This is a genomic window from Methylobacterium sp. Leaf466 (assembly GCF_001425565.1).
Taxonomy (GTDB): domain Bacteria; phylum Pseudomonadota; class Alphaproteobacteria; order Rhizobiales; family Beijerinckiaceae; genus Methylobacterium.
Genome location: NZ_LMRC01000031.1, coordinates 67,361 through 81,533 on the forward strand (window position 1 = coordinate 67,361; position 14,173 = coordinate 81,533).

The 14,173-nt window shown below is 71.6% G+C and carries 14 protein-coding genes; 8 read left to right on the top strand and 6 right to left on the bottom strand.

All coding sequences use genetic code 11. The features are described 5' to 3' along the window. The first annotated feature begins 112 nt into the window (after nucleotides 1–112). Nucleotides 113–550, top strand: a complete 438-nt coding sequence (locus ASG59_RS11730) for a DUF3429 domain-containing protein (RefSeq protein WP_056409005.1) — start codon at nucleotides 113–115, stop codon at nucleotides 548–550. 5 nt (nucleotides 551–555) lie between these two features. On the opposite strand, the gene pdeM is transcribed toward ASG59_RS11730, so the two are convergent. The 3 genes from pdeM to ASG59_RS11745 all read right to left on the bottom strand — a co-directional run bounded on the left by pdeM (nucleotide 556) and on the right by ASG59_RS11745 (nucleotide 4,820). Beyond that, the gene (gene pdeM, locus ASG59_RS11735; protein WP_056286165.1) at nucleotides 556–1,269 is read right to left on the bottom strand and encodes a ligase-associated DNA damage response endonuclease PdeM; all 714 of its coding nucleotides are present in this window, start codon (nucleotides 1,267–1,269) and stop codon (nucleotides 556–558) included. 61 nt (nucleotides 1,270–1,330) lie between these two features. Further along, nucleotides 1,331–3,865, bottom strand: coding sequence for a ligase-associated DNA damage response DEXH box helicase (locus tag ASG59_RS11740; protein WP_056409007.1), 2,535 nt, complete (start codon nucleotides 3,863–3,865; stop codon nucleotides 1,331–1,333). Then, complete coding sequence (locus tag ASG59_RS11745; protein ID WP_055888494.1) at nucleotides 3,858–4,820, bottom strand: alpha/beta hydrolase; 963 nt, start codon at nucleotides 4,818–4,820, stop codon at nucleotides 3,858–3,860. Before ASG59_RS11745 ends, ASG59_RS11740 begins: the two co-directional genes overlap by 8 nt. A gap of 230 nt (nucleotides 4,821–5,050) precedes the next feature. Between ASG59_RS11745 and ASG59_RS20555 the strand changes: the two genes are divergently transcribed. Next, complete coding sequence (locus ASG59_RS20555) at nucleotides 5,051–5,380, top strand: DUF6460 domain-containing protein (protein ID WP_055888493.1); 330 nt, start codon at nucleotides 5,051–5,053, stop codon at nucleotides 5,378–5,380. Nucleotides 5,381–5,395: 15 nt separating this feature from the next. Next, entirely contained in the window at nucleotides 5,396–6,760 is a 1,365-nt protein-coding gene (locus tag ASG59_RS11755) for an MATE family efflux transporter (RefSeq protein WP_056409009.1), read from the top strand. Here the strand turns inward: ASG59_RS11755 and ASG59_RS11760 are convergent. Beyond that, nucleotides 6,726–7,748: a DUF2336 domain-containing protein gene (locus ASG59_RS11760; protein WP_056409012.1), complete on the bottom strand. Its 1,023-nt coding sequence runs from the start codon at nucleotides 7,746–7,748 to the stop codon at nucleotides 6,726–6,728. The two genes, ASG59_RS11755 and ASG59_RS11760, sit on opposite strands and share 35 nt — an antisense overlap. Before the next feature lie 93 nt (nucleotides 7,749–7,841). Next, a complete protein-coding gene (locus tag ASG59_RS11765) occupies nucleotides 7,842–8,234 on the bottom strand; it encodes a hypothetical protein (RefSeq protein ID WP_156399220.1) in 393 nt (130 codons plus the stop codon). Nucleotides 8,235–8,543: 309 nt separating this feature from the next. Here ASG59_RS11765 and ASG59_RS11770 point away from each other — a divergent pair, with 309 nt between their 5' ends. The 5 genes from ASG59_RS11770 to moaD all read left to right on the top strand — a co-directional run bounded on the left by ASG59_RS11770 (nucleotide 8,544) and on the right by moaD (nucleotide 13,141). After that, the gene (locus tag ASG59_RS11770) at nucleotides 8,544–9,428 is read left to right on the top strand and encodes a CoA ester lyase (RefSeq protein WP_055888487.1); all 885 of its coding nucleotides are present in this window, start codon (nucleotides 8,544–8,546) and stop codon (nucleotides 9,426–9,428) included. Between the two features lie 116 nt (nucleotides 9,429–9,544). After that, nucleotides 9,545–10,060, top strand: coding sequence for a hypothetical protein (locus ASG59_RS11775; RefSeq protein WP_056286179.1), 516 nt, complete (start codon nucleotides 9,545–9,547; stop codon nucleotides 10,058–10,060). A 74-nt stretch (nucleotides 10,061–10,134) separates the two neighbouring features. Further along, a complete protein-coding gene (uvrC, locus tag ASG59_RS11780) occupies nucleotides 10,135–12,186 on the top strand; it encodes an excinuclease ABC subunit UvrC (protein ID WP_056409016.1) in 2,052 nt (683 codons plus the stop codon). A gap of 77 nt (nucleotides 12,187–12,263) precedes the next feature. Continuing rightward, on the top strand, nucleotides 12,264–12,863 hold the full coding sequence (gene pgsA, locus ASG59_RS11785; RefSeq protein WP_055888481.1) for a CDP-diacylglycerol--glycerol-3-phosphate 3-phosphatidyltransferase: 600 nt from the start codon (nucleotides 12,264–12,266) through the stop codon (nucleotides 12,861–12,863). A gap of 26 nt (nucleotides 12,864–12,889) precedes the next feature. Then, nucleotides 12,890–13,141 carry a molybdopterin converting factor subunit 1 gene (gene moaD / locus ASG59_RS11790; protein ID WP_056409018.1) on the top strand — a complete coding sequence of 84 codons (252 nt, stop codon included), beginning with the start codon at nucleotides 12,890–12,892 and terminating at the stop codon, nucleotides 13,139–13,141. 4 nt (nucleotides 13,142–13,145) lie between these two features. Here moaD and ASG59_RS11795 read toward each other — a convergent pair whose 3' ends face one another. After that, nucleotides 13,146–14,054, bottom strand: a complete 909-nt coding sequence (locus tag ASG59_RS11795; RefSeq protein WP_244475696.1) for a zinc ABC transporter substrate-binding protein — start codon at nucleotides 14,052–14,054, stop codon at nucleotides 13,146–13,148. Nucleotides 14,055–14,173: the final 119 nt, after the last annotated feature.

A 14,173-nucleotide genomic window follows, 5' to 3' on the forward strand; every position in this document is an offset into this window, starting at 1 on the left:
GATCCGCCGCACCCCGGCGGCTCATGGCCGCCTTGCGGGAACCTCGGTCCGCGGTGCGAATAGCCCGGTCTGCCGATCCCGCAGTGGCGCGCGATCGCAGCCGGATGACACGATGCCTCTCGGAAAGCCGGTTCCCCTGATCGCCGTCGTCCTGGGCCTGGGCGGCCTGATCCCCTTCATCGGGTTCGCCGCCCTCTCCCTGAGCGGCAGCGACGGCGGGCTCGGCACCATCGGCCTCTCGCCCCGACTCATCCTCTCGGCCTACGGCGCCGTCATCGCCTCGTTCCTGGGGGGCATCCGCTGGGGTGCCGCGGCGGCGCGCGAGGGCGGCAACGCCGATTACGTCATCGCCATCGTGCCGTCCCTGGTCGCCTGGGCGGCGCTCGCCATACCCGCCCCCTGGGACCTGCGGGTGCTCGGCCTGCTCGTCCTCGGCTGGGGCCTCGTCGACCAGGACCTCGTCCGGCGCGGGCTGGTGCCGCTCTGGCTCGGACGTCTCCGGCTCGTGCTGTCGAGCGTCGCCGGGGTGTCGCTGCTGGTGGCGGCCTGACGCCCCTAATCCCGCGCCAGCATCGCCTTGCCGATCGCGAAGATGCGACCGTCGCCGAGCAGATGCGCATTAAACCCTTTCGGGAACAGCGGCTCGAAGGCCGGGTCTCGCACGTTGAGGCCGCCGGCGTAGGCGCCGAAGGCCGGCATCACCATCCGATGGCCGTCAGTGACGAAACAGCGCCGCCGCACGGCGCGCCCGCGCATGGCGACCTTGCCGCAGGGGTGGAGGTGGCCGGCGACCTCGCCTTCCTTCGCGCCCGGCAGCGGTTCGTGGCGAAGGGTCAGGCCGCCCAGTGCCAGGACCTCGGCGTAGCGCCCGCCGACGCCCGATTGCACCGCCTGGTCGTGGTTCCCCGCGATCCAGACCCAGTCGCGCCCCTCCTGCAGCACGGCGATGAGGGCGCGGTCGCCCGGTTCCAGCCGCTCGGGGCCGCGCGCGTCGTGAAAGGAATCGCCCAGCGCCACGACGCAGGCCGGATCGAGCCGCGCGATCACCTCGTGCAGGCCGGCCAGGGTCTCGCGGGTGTCGTAGGGCGGCAGGAACTGCCCGGACTGGGCGGCGAAGGACGAGCCCTTCTCCAGGTGCAGGTCCGAGACCACCAGAGTGCGGTGGGCGGGCAGCCACAGGCCGCCGCACAGGTCGAGGACGAGGGTTTCGCCGGCCAAACTCAGGCCGGGGATCTTCGCGGTTCGTTCGAGTCTCTGGCCGAGCGCCAAGGCGGCATCCTTGCTGTTGTGGTCTGGCTGTTGTGGTCTCTGTGAGGCGCGCTCCACCCCGTTACCCCAGCGCCTCGTCGAGGAGCTGGGCTTCGGCTTCCGCCAGGATCTCGTCGGCCCCCTCGCCGTAGACCCGTTCGCGACCGATCTCCAGCATGACGGAGACGGAGAGCGGCGAGACCCGGTCCAGGGCCCGGTGGACGATGCGCCCCTGAACGCGCTCCAACATCACGCCGAGGCGTACCACGTCGAGGAGTCCGGTTGCCGCATCCTGCCGCGCGGCCCGCATGAGGAGGTGGTCGGGCTGGTGCTTGCGCAGGACGTCGTAGACGAGGTCGGTGGAGATAGTGACCTGCCGGCCGGTCTTCTTCTTGCCGGGATGGCGCCGCTCGATCAGTCCGGCGATCACCGCGCACTGGCGGAAGGTGCGCTTCATCATCGCCGATTCGTCGAGCCAGGCCTCGAGGTCGTCCCCGAGCATGTCCTGCGCGAACAGGGCGTCGAGGAAGCCCGGCTCCAGGGCGATGCGCTCGCTGAGATCGCGGGTCATCCAGATCGCGATGCCGTAGTCGTTGGCGGCGAACCCCAGCGGTCGCAGCCGCGCCCGCTCCATCCGCCGGGTGAGCAGCATGCCCAGGGTCTGGTGCGCCAGCCGTCCCTCGAAGGGGAACGCGGTGAGATAGTGGCGCCCGCCCCGCGCGAAGGTTTCGACCAGGAGGTCGCCCGCGCCCGGCAGCACCGAGCGGTCGCGCTGCTGGCCGAGGTAGGTCGACACCTGCGCCGGCAGCCGGTCCCAGCTCGACGGATCGGCGATGATCGCCCGCACCCGCGCCGCCAGGAAGGTCGAGAGCGGGAACTTCGAGCCGGCATAAGAGGGGATCGCCGGATCGGTGCCCGGCCCGGCCCGGCTCGTTAGCGCCTCGTCCTCCGACAGGCCCTCGAAGCGCAGGACCTCGCCCGCGAACAGGAAGGTGTCGCCCGGGGTCAGGCCGTCGGCGAAATCCTCCTCGATCTCGCCGAGCACCCGTCCGGTCCTGGGCACCACCGTGCCGGGCTTGCCTCGCATGGCGCGCCCGAGGCGGACCTTCACCGTCGTCGCCTCGATGATGGTGCCGATGTTCATGCGGTACTGCTGCGCGACCCGCGCGTCGCGCACCCGCCAGAGACCGTCCGGCCCGCGAAGGATCTTGGCGAACCGCTCGTAGGCGCGAAGCGCGTAGCCGCCGGTGGCGACGTAATCGACCACGCCCTCGAAGTCCTCCCACGACAAGCCGGCATAGGGTGCGGCCGAGACGATCTCGTCGTAGAGCGACAGGGGATCGAAGGCACCCGCGCAGGCCATGCCGAGCACGTGCTGGGCGAGCACGTCGGGGGCGCCGAGCCGGGCATCGGGGGTGTCCTGGGCGGCGGCCTCCACCGCTTCCAGCGCGGCCTGGCACTCGAGCATCTCGAACTGGTTGGCCGGCACGAGATAGGCCTTCGAGGGCTCGTCCATCCGGTGGTTGGCCCGGCCGATGCGCTGCATGATCCGGCTCGCGCCCTTGGGCGCCCCGATGTTGATCACGAGGTCGACGTCGCCCCAGTCGATGCCGAGGTCCAGTGTCGCGGTGCAGACGATGGCGCGCAGCTGCCCGGCGGCCATCGCCGCCTCCACCCGCCGCCTCTGGCTCGCGTCGAGGGAGCCGTGGTGAAGGGCGATGGGCAGCGCGTCCTGGTTGATGCGCCAGAGTTCCTGGAAGGTGTATTCGGCCTGCAGGCGGGTGTTGACGAAGACCAGCACCATCCGGTGGGTCCCGATCAGCTCGTAGATCGCCGGCATGGTCTGGAGGGCGGTGTGGCCGGCCAGCGGCAGCCGGCGCCCCGTGACGAGCATGCGCAGGTCGGGGGCGGCACCGCCTTCGACGACCACGAGGTCGGCCATGCGCATCGCCCCCTCCCCACACGGGGGGGAAGAGCATCCCTGCGGCACCAGATACCGCCTCAGCGCGTCCGGTTCGCGCACCGTCGCCGACAGGCCGATCGCGCTGAGCCCGGGGCTCAGGCGATGCAGGCGAGCGAGGCCCAGCGACAGCAGGTCGCCGCGCTTAGAGGTGACCAGCGCGTGCAGCTCGTCGAGAACCACGCAGGCCAGAGTCGAGAACAGCTCCTCCGCCTCGCGGTGGGCGATGAGCAGGGCGAGCTGTTCCGGCGTGGTGAGCAGGATGTCGGGCGGGCGCTCGATCTGGCGGGTGCGCTTGTGCGAGGGCGTGTCGCCGGTGCGGGTCTCGACCCGCACGGCGAGGCCCATCTCGGCGATGGGGGCCTCGAGGTTGCGGGCGATGTCCACCGCCAGGGCCTTGAGCGGCGAGACGTAGAGGGTGTGCAGCCCACGCGGTTTCCGGCCCGAGGGCCGTTGCGACAGGGCGACCAGGGTCGGCAGGAACCCGGCCAGGGTCTTGCCCGCGCCGGTGGGCGCCACGAGGAGCGCCGAGCGTCCGGCCCCGGCCAGGGCGAGGAGGTCGAGCTGGTGCGGCCGCGGCTGCCAGCCGCGCGCCGCGAACCAGGCGGCGAAGCGCTCCGGCAGCCCCTCCGGCTGCGGCGGGGCGGGATCAGGCAAGCGCTGCGAGGAAGCGGTCGATCAGTTCGAGGGCCCGCTCGCTCAGGGCGCCGGGATAGCGGATGAAGACGTGGCAGCCGCCCGGATAGATCGCGGTATGGCCGCCGTTGCCCGCCGCCGCCCAGCGCGAGGACATGTAGAGGGTGTCGTCGAGGAGGGGGTCGTGGGTGCCCACCGAGAACAGCGCCGGGGGCAGCCCCCTGAGGTCGGCATAGAGAGGCGAGACGTCGGGGCGACGCCGGTCGATGCCGTCGCGGACGTAGTCGTTGGCGAAGGTGGTGAGGTCGCGGGTGTTCACGACGAGGCGTTCCTCGCCCCAGTTGCGCACGCTCGGCGTCAGCCCGAGGTCGAAGAAGCCGGCGTTGAGGTTGGCGCCGCGGAAGGCGTTCGGCATGGCGTGCCTGTCGCGCAGGCGCAGCAGCGTCATCACCGCCAGGTGCGCGCCAGCGGATTCACCGCCGATCGTCAGGGCCGAGATGCCGAACTCGGCCCGGCCCGGCCCGGCCAGCCACAGGGCCGCCGCCTCGCAATCCTCGAGGGCGGCCGGATAGGGATGCTCGGGCGCGAGGCGGTACTCGACCGACAGGCAGACGAAGCCGCAGCGGTCGGCGATGCGCTCCAGCCACGGGTCCTGCTCGTCGGCCGCCCCCCAGACCCAGCCGCCCCGGTGGATGTGCAGGTAGGCGCCGCGCAGCTTGCCCCACTTCGCGGCGAGGGGGCGGATGACGCGCAGGGAGAGGGGCCCGCCCGGTCCATCGATGGTCATGACCTCGGCGCGCGCGCTGCGCGGCATCGCCGGCGAGGCCTGGGTGCCGCGGCGGCGGCGGGCGCGGACCTCGGCGATCGGCAGCGACCACGGGTCGTCCTGCGCCGCATGGGCCGCGATGACCTCGGCGTTGAGGCGCTTGGTCTCCGGATCGATCGTCGCCGGGTCGAACAGGGCGTGGTCGATCATGAAAGCGTTCGTTTCGTTGTCGGATGGCCGAGGGAGTGGGTGGGGCCGTCGCCTATGGGGAATCGCCCACGCGCGACGGCGCAGCCGTGGAGGATGCCAGTCCGGCCCTTGCCACGGAACCGCGTAACGCTCCAGTGCCGGTGCAGTTTCACACGCCTGTGGCGCGCCGGTCACGCTTCCGCCGGTTTCGCAGGGCTTCGAGGGCCCCGAACCGTTGAGGACCTGACCCGATGATCGTCGACCACGACCCGCGCCGCGAGGGCCCGGCCTATCCCGGCATCCACCCCGCCCGCCCGCGCTCCGCCCTGCACCGGTTCCTCGGCGGCTCGCCGGTGGCGGTGTTCGTCAAGCTCCTGCTCCTGTCCGTCCTGGTGGGCGCGGGCATGGCGATGCTGGGCCTGACCCCCGGGCGCCTGTTCTGGAGCGTCTACGACACGGTCCGGGACCTGATCGACCTCGGCCTCGTGACCTTCCAGGATTTCGGCGGCTGGATCCTGGCCGGGGCCGTGGTGGTGGTGCCGCTGTGGTTCCTGTCGCGGCTGCTGTCCGTCTCGAAGTAGGCCGCGAACCGCCGCATGGCCGCCTCCCTGCCGCCCACCAGCCGCAGCGTCCTCGCCCTGGCGCTGCCGATGACCCTCGCCCATGTGACGACGCCGCTGCTCGGCCTCGTCGGCGCGATGGTGATCGGGCGGCTCGGGGAGGCGGCGCTGCTCGGCGCTATGGCGCTGGGGGCGGTGATCTTCGATGCGATCTTCTGGTCGTTCGGTTCCCTGCGCATGGCCACCGCCGGGCTCACCGCCCAGGCGGTGGGGGCGCACGACCGTGACGACGTCGACCGCACCCTCGCCCGGGCGCTGGCCGCCGCGGTGCTGGTCGGGCTCGTCATCGTGCTGGCGCAGGTGCCGATCGCGGCGCTGGCCTTCCGGATCAGCGGGGCGAGCCCCGAGGTGCTGGCGGCCCTGGCGGCCTATTTCCACGTGCGCATCTTCGCCGCGCCGTTCACGCTGGCCAACTACGCCATTCTCGGGTCGGTGCTCGGGCGCGGCCGTACCGACATCGGCCTGGTGATCCAGGTCGCGATCAACCTCGCCAACATCGCGCTCACCCTCGTCCTGGTGCTCGGCGCCGGCCTCGGGGTGACGGGGGCGGGGATCGCCACCCTCGTCGCCGAGGCCGCCGGCACGGGCCTGGGTCTCTTCGTCCTCGCCCGCCTCGGGTCGCGGCCGTTCCGCGTGCCCCTGGCGGCGATCCGCGACCCCCTGGCGTTGGCGCGCATGCTCAGCGTCAACGCCGACGTGATGATCCGCACCCTGCTCCTCGTCGGCGCGATCGTGCTGTTCTCGGCGCTGGGGGCGCGGGCCGGGGACGTGACCCTGGCGGCCAATGCCGTGTTGTGGAATCTCTTCCTCGTGGGCGGGTTCTTCCTCGACGGCTTCGCCACCGCCGCCGAGACCCTGTGCGGCCAGGCGGTGGGGGCGCGCGACGAGACGGCGTTCCGACGCGCCGCCCGCCTCAGCCTCGCCTGGTGCCTGGTGTTCGGTGCTGCGATCTCCGGCCTGTTCCTCCTCGGCGGGGAGCGCTTCATCGACGGCGTCACCACGAGCCCGGAGGTGCGCGAGGCCGCCCGGCTCTACCTCGTGCCCGCGGCCCTGGCGCCGCTCATCGCCGGCCTGCCCTTCGCCTTCGACGGGATCTACATCGGCGCCACCTGGACCCGGGCGATGCGCGACCTGATGCTGGCGGCGACCCTGGTCTATGCGGTGCTGATCGTCGCGACATGGCAGGCGGGCGGGGGCAACCTCGGCCTCTGGCTCGCCTTCCTGGGGCTCCTGGGCGCGCGCGGGATCGGGCAGGCGCTGGCCTATCCGGGCCTCGTGGCGCGCACCTTCGGCACGCCGCTCGCCGTCAGGGGCGACGGTAGCGCGCCGCGGCGGCTCTGACCTGGGCCTGGGCCGCCACCACGCTGAGGCCCTGGAAGGCCTGCATCACGTCGTGCATCATCTCCGGCGGCGGCTCGTCCGCGGTCCTGGCGGTGGTGAGGCTCGACAGGATGCGCCAGCCGAACCGGATCGAGCGCACGATCGGCAGCAGCGGCTCGTAGCTCCCGCTCTCGTAGGCATCCACCGCCATCTGGCTCGGAACGCCGGCGAGGCGCGCGAGGCCCACCAGCGCCTCCATCACCTTGCCCGCCCTGATCCAGGCGATCAGCACGCCCTCGTCGATGTCGACCCGGCGGGCCTGGGTGCTCACGAACACCTCGGCCGCCAGGAGGGCGTTGCTGCGAACCGGCGGGAGCGGCGTCGGCGTCGGCTCGGCGGCGCGCACCCTCGCGAAATTGGCCAGGCGCAGCCGCAGGTCGGCCGGCAGGTCGCCGCGGCGTGCCAGCATCTGCCCGAGGTCCGCATCGGCGAAGGCGCGGTCGCCGAGCGCCATGAACCCCTGCGGCGTGAACCGGGCGCCAGGGTTTCCGGCGACGAGGCGCACCACCTCGGGCTCTCCGCGCGCCACCAGGATGTCGGCCACGGCCGGTTTCAGCACCAGGCGCCGCGCCATAGCGAGGAGGTGGCCCTGGCCGCGCCGCGAGGCCAGGGCGGCGAGGTCGGCGTCGACCAGCCGGCGCGAGCGCGCCAGGACCGGCCGGGCCACCGCCAGCACCGCGTCGAAGGCGAGGTCCCGCACCACCCCGCGCGGGGCGTTGGGAATGTCGGCGAGCCGTTCGGACAGTTCGGCGCGCGCCGCATCCTCCATCTCGCGGGCCAGATGCAGGATCACGGCGTCGAAGGCCGCGACCTGATCTTCCCCGAGGCGGGGCGCCTCGTCGGTGAAGAGGGTGGTGAGCCCGCGCAGAAGGCCGTCACGACGACCGAGCCCGCCGCGGGCGACGGAATCCTCGATGTCGGTGAGGAGCGAAGCGAGCGCGGCCACCATGGAAGAAGCAATCCCCGCCGGAGGACCCCAGCCCTCGCTCACGGTCCTGGGCGCGCGACTCGGTCTCGAAGATAGGAGAGTGGGCGAGAAGGATTAAGACTCTCCTGATCCCGCCGGTCGGGCCGCCGCCGGCTCTCGGACCGGGCTGCCCTCCGTGGCGATCCCGACCCTGTCCGCGTCGGCATTGGCACGGCCGTGGGCGTCGATCGCCGCCTCCATCTCGGCCAGGGCGGCCAGGAGGTGCCGGCGCGCCACGCGGTTCACGATCCCTCCCGTGTTCGTCTCGATCTCCACGACGGCGTCGGCGCGCTCGTGGACGCCGCGCCGCGCGGCCGTGACGGCGGGGTGGGGGGCGATGAAGCGCGTGGCGCCGTCGAGCCAGCGCATCAGGGCGACGGCAAGGCCCGCATCGCCCGGGGGATGAGCGATCACCCGCTCCTGCGCCCCCGAGAACGTCCCACGGATGTCTTTGCGAAGCTGCGTCACGGCCCTTGCCCCTCGGCCACGCCGCGGGCCGGCGCCCCCACGCGCCCGTCCCGGCCGGGGACGAGGCCTCGCGCCCAGGGTGTGTCGGCGTGCGAAACCCGTTCCGCTGCGGGAGGATCGGACGATGGCGGCAACCGGTTAAGGCTTCGTGCGCCCCGCCTCCCGGCGTCGGCAACCGGGGATGTCGCCCGTGTCCGGCGCCTCCGCGATGGTATCAAACCGGTGGGATCGACAGGTTTTCGCAGCTTGGCAGGGTGTCGCGGCAGGCGCCGTGCATTAAGTTCCGCGGCCTCACCAGGGGAATGCCCGATGTCCGACCTCCGCCTTCGCCGCAGCGTCCTCTACATGCCCGGCTCGAACGCCCGGGCGTTGGAGAAGGCCAAGACGCTGCAGGCGGATTCGCTGATCCTCGACCTCGAGGACGCGGTCGGGCCCGACGAGAAGGAACTGGCCCGCCAGCAGGTCTGTGCCGCGGTGGAATCGGGCGGCTACGGCGAGCGCGAACTCGTCATCCGCGTCAACGCCCCCCAGACCCCGTGGGGCGAGGCCGACCTCAAGGCGGCGATCCAGGCGCGGCCCAACGCGATCCTGATGCCGAAGGTCTCCTCGCCGGCGGTGCTCGAGAGCATCGCCAACCACCTGGAGGCCCTCGACGCGCCCGAGCACATCGCAATCTGGGCGATGATCGAGACCCCGGCCGCCATCCTCAACATCCAGGAGATCGCGAAGGCCCGGCGCGACCGGCGCACCCGCCTCACCTGTTTCGTGCTCGGCACCAACGATCTGGCCAAGGACACCTGGGCCCAGCTCGTGCCCGGCCGGGTGCCGATGCTGCCCTGGATGATGCTGACCCTGGCCGCGGCCCGTGCCGAGGGCCTGACCATCCTCGACGGCGTCTGGAACGACATCGCCGACGTCGAGGGCTGCCGCGTCGAGTGCCGCCAGGCGCGCGACCTCGGGTTCGACGGCAAGACCCTGATCCACCCCAACCAGCTCGAGCCCGCCAACACCTCCTTCGCCCCCACCGAAGAGGAGGTCCGCCGCGCCCAGCTCGTGATCGACGCCTTCGACAAGCCCGAGAACGCCCGCCGCGGCGCCATCAAGGTCGAGGGCCGCATGTACGAGCGCCAGCACATCGGCATGGCGCGGCGCGCGGTGAACTGGTCGGAGGCGATCGCCGCGCGGGGGTATTGAGGGGGCCAACGCGCTCTCCCGGCCGCGGCGATCCTGCGGCGGCGGGTCCGCTCGCGGGGACCGGCTTCCTGTCGTAGGCTGACCCCTCGAGCAATGGCGGCGGAGGGCCGGACGTCGTGCGACGCCTCCTGAAATTCCTGCACACGATGGGCGCCATCGGCATGATGGGGGCGATGGCCTGCCTCGTCGTGATGCTGAGCTTCACCCCGCCCCCGGCCGCGCTGCCCGGCTACGCCCTGATGCGCGGTGCCATGGGGGCCGTCGCCACCTGGGTTTTCCTCCCGTCGATGGCGCTGACTCTGCTGGCGGGCCTGCTGGCGATCGCCCAGCGCGCCTTCCACAACGCCGGCTGGGCCTGGGCCAAGCTCGCCACCGGCGTCCTGATCTTCGAGGGCGGGCTCGTCTACATCCAGGGGCCGATGCGGCAGGAGGCCGACCTCAGTGCGGGCGCCCTCGCCGGCCGGGTCGACCCCGCGATGCTGGCCGACCTCGGCTCGGAGCGCGGCGTGCTGTGGACGCTGCTGGCGGTGTCGACGGCCAACGTGGTGCTCGGCGTCTGGCGCCCGCGGCTCGTCCGGCGGCCGGCGAGCCCGCCCGCCGACGATCGAATCGTGGTCGAGGCCGTGCGGTAGGATCGAGGACGTCGGCCGGGCGTGACACGCGCCCGGCCCTTCCCTCGCTCGGCGCCGCGGCCTAAGTCTCCGGCATGAGCCGCGTGCCCGCGAAAGACCGTTCCTTCCAGAAGGACCTGCCGCCGGACGGCTTCGACGAGCGCGAGGAGGTCGACGAGTCGCCCGAGCGTGCCGACGACAGCCCCGAGATCGACTTCGATTTCGAGGAAGGCGCGGTTAAGGCCGGCACCGAGATCATCCGCCGGTTCTGGACGACGCTGCCCTCGGGGCCGGGCGTCTACCGGATGTTCGACGACAAGGGCGACGTGCTCTACGTCGGCAAGGCCAAGAACCTGAAGGCCCGCGTCGGTTCCTACGCGCGGGGCCAGGCGCATTCCAACCGCATCGCCCGCATGATCTCGCAGACGGCGGCGATGGAGTTCGTCACCACCGCCACCGAGACCGAGGCGCTGCTGCTCGAGGCCAACCTCATCAAGCAGCTGAAGCCGCGCTTCAATGTGCTGATGCGCGACGACAAGTCGTTCCCCTACATCCTGGTGACGGCGGATTCCGAGGCCCCGCAGATCGTCAAGCACCGCGGCGCGCGCCGGCGCAAGGGAAGCTACTACGGGCCCTTCGCCAGCGTCTGGGCGGTGAACCGGACGGTGAACGCGCTTCAGCGCGCCTTCCTGCTGCGCACCTGCTCGGACAGCTACTACGAGAACCGCACCCGGCCCTGCCTGCTCTACCAGATCAAGCGCTGCGCCGGCCCCTGCACCGGCGAGATCGCCCTCGACGATTATGCCGGCATGGCCGAATCCGCCCGCGCCTTCCTCTCGGGCAAGTCGAACGCGGTGAAGGACCGCATGCGCGAGGAGATGCAGGCGGCCTCCGAGGCCCTCGAATTCGAGCGCGCCGCCCGCTTTCGCGACCGGATCGCCGCGCTCTCGGCGATCCAGGGGACGCAAGGCGTCAACACCCAAGGGGTCGAGGAGGCCGACGTCTTCGCGCTCGACGAACAGGCCGGCCAGTTCTGCATCGAGGTGTTCTTCTTCCGCAATTTCCAGAACTGGGGCAACCGCGCCTATTTCCCCAAGGCCGACCGGACCATGACGCCCGACGAGGTGCTCGCCTCCTTCATCGGGCAGTTCTACGACGACAAGCCCGCGCCCCGGATCGTGCTGGTCTCGCATCCGATCGAGGACGCCGAGCTGCTCGGCGCCGCCCTGTCGAGCCGCACCGAGCACCGGGTCGAGATCCACATGCCCCAGCGCGGCGAGCGCAAGAACCTCGTCCTCTACGCCCAGCGCAACGCCAAGGAGGCCCTGGCCCGCCGGCTGGCCGACACCGCTTCCCAGGGCAAGCTGCTGGTGGCGCTCGGGCAGTCGTTCGGGCTCGCCAGCAGTCCGCGCCGGGTCGAGGTCTACGACAATTCGCACATCATGGGCACGAACGCGGTCGGCGGCATGATCGTGGCCGGACCCACCGGCTTCATGAAGACCCACTACCGCACCTTCACCATCAAGTCGGAGGAGATCACCCCCGGCGACGACTACGGCATGATGCGCGAGGTGCTGCAGCGGCGCTTCAAGCGCCTCGTCAAGGAAGCGCCGCGCAACGCCGTCGAGCCCGTGGTGGCCGCCGATGCCTCCGCTCCCCCGGCCGATCTGCCCGACGAGGTCGAGACCTTCCCGGCCTGGCCGGACCTCGTCCTCGTCGACGGCGGCAAGGGCCAGCTCGACGCCGCGCGCACCGCCCTCGAGGAGATCGGCGTCACCGACGTGACGCTCGTGGGCATCGCCAAGGGCCGCGACCGCGACGCCGGCCGCGAGACCTTCTTCGTGCCGGGCAAGCCGCCGTTCAAGCTGCCGCCGCGCGATCCGACCCTGTACTTCGTGCAGCGCCTGCGCGACGAGGCCCACCGCTTCGCCATCGGCACCCACCGGGCCAAGCGCAAGCGCGAGCTCGTGCGCAACCCCCTCGACGAGATCGGCGGCATCGGCCCGAGCCGCAAGCGCGCCCTGCTCAACCACTTCGGGACGGTCAAGGCCATCGAGCGCGCCGCCTTCGAGGACATCGCCAAGACCCCGGGCGTCAACGCCGCCACCGCGCGGGCGGTGTACGATTTCTTCCATGCGAACGGGTGAGGATGGCGCGGCCTCGCCGCATGGGATGGCCTAGCGGACCGGTTGACCCCCGCGACCCAGCGTGGTTCACCGCGCCCATGAACGCCGTCCTCCCCCGACGCCGGTCGCCGGCCTGGAACCTGGCGAATTGCCTGACCTACGGGCGCCTGGCGGCGGTGCCCGTGATGGTCGCCCTGCTGTACTGGCCCGACGAGCCGGCGGCCCGCTTCACCGCGCTCGGCGTCTTCGTCCTGGCCGCGATCACCGACTATCTCGACGGCTACGTCGCCCGCACCTATGCCCAGAGTTCGGCGCTGGGTCGCATGCTCGACCCCATCGCCGACAAGCTCCTGGTAGCCGCCTGCCTGCTGATGCTGTCGGCGGACGGGTCGATCTCCGGCTGGACCCTGTGGGCCGCCATCGTGATCCTGTGCCGCGAGATCCTGGTGTCGGGCCTGCGGGAATACCTCGCCGAGCTCAAGGTCGGCGTGCCGGTGAGCAAGGTCGCCAAGTGGAAGACCACGCTGCAGCTCGTGGCGATCGGCTTCCTGGTCGCCGGTCCGGCCGGCGAGACGCTGCTGCCCGGCACCATGGCGGCCGGGATCGGCCTGCTCTGGCTCGCCGCGGCCCTCACGCTCTACACCGGCTACGACTACATGAGAGCCGGCATCAAGCATGTGATCGACGATCCGCGCTGATCGGGGCAGGGCTGAGGAGCCGGACAATGAAGCTCGTCTATTTCGCCTGGGTGCGCGAGCGCGTCGGCAAGGCCGAGGAGATTGTGGAGCTGCCCGCCGGCATCGCCACGGTCGCGGACCTCGTCGGCTGGCTGCGCGGGCGCGGCGAGGAGTATGCCGCCGCCTTCGCCGATGCCGGCGTGGTGCGGGCGGCCATCGACAAGGTCCACGCCAAGCCGGATTCCGCGCTCGCCGGGGCCAGCGAGATCGCCTTCTTCCCGCCGATGACCGGCGGCTGAGCGCTCAGGGCGGCGTCAGGGCCGAGCCGAACGCCGCCAAGTTGTTGGTCATCATGTCGATGTAGCTGGCCGCCGGCCCGTCCGGCTTCGAGAGGGCGTCCGAATAGACCTTGCCGCCGATGCGGGCGCCGCTCTCCTTGGCGATCTGCTGCATCAGGCGCGGATCGGCGATGTTCTCCAGGAAGACGGCGGGGATTTTGTCCTTGCGGATCTGGCGGATGATCCGGGCGACGTCGCGCGGGCTCGCCTCGCTGTCCGACGAGACCCCCTGGGGGGCGATGAAGCGAAGGCCGTAGGCGGCACCGAAGTAGCCGAAGGCATCGTGCGTCGTGATGACCCGGCGCTGGTCGGCCGGGATCGCCGCGATCGCCGCCCTGGCCCGCGCATCGAGGGCGTCGAGCCTGGCGAGATAGGCGGCGGCGTTGGCCGCATAGGCCGCGGCATGAGCGGGATCGACCCTGGCGAGCCCGTCCCGGATGTTGGCGACGTAGCGTTTGGCGTTGGGAATGCTCTGCCAGGCATGCGGATCGACCGCGTGGTCTTTTCCATGATCATGCCCGTGATCCTGATCCGCAATGGTGGCGACCCCCGTCGAGGCCGTGATCACCGGCGCCTTGCTGCCCGAGGCCTTGATCAGCCGGTCGATCCAGCCCTCGAACCCGATCCCGTTGACGAACACGAGCTGCGCCTCGAGCAGGGTGCGGGCGTCGCCGGGGGCCGGATTGTAGCCGTGGGCGTCGGCATCCGGCCCCACCAGGGTCGAGACGACGACCCGGTCGCCGCCGACCTGGCGCACGAGGTCGCCGAGGATGGAGAAGGTGGCCACCGCCCGGATCGGGGCCGCCTCCTGGCTCGTGGCGGACCCGAGGGCCAAAGCGGACCCGAGCCCGGAGAGCAGGACCGTCAGGAACACGATCGCGCGTGAGCGCCGGTCCGGGCGGGAGGGAAATCGGGGTCGCATGCGGGGCCTCGTCCTCATCGATCGCGACGTCTTAGTGTAACACTATCACATTGCCAATCCGCCCCATGATC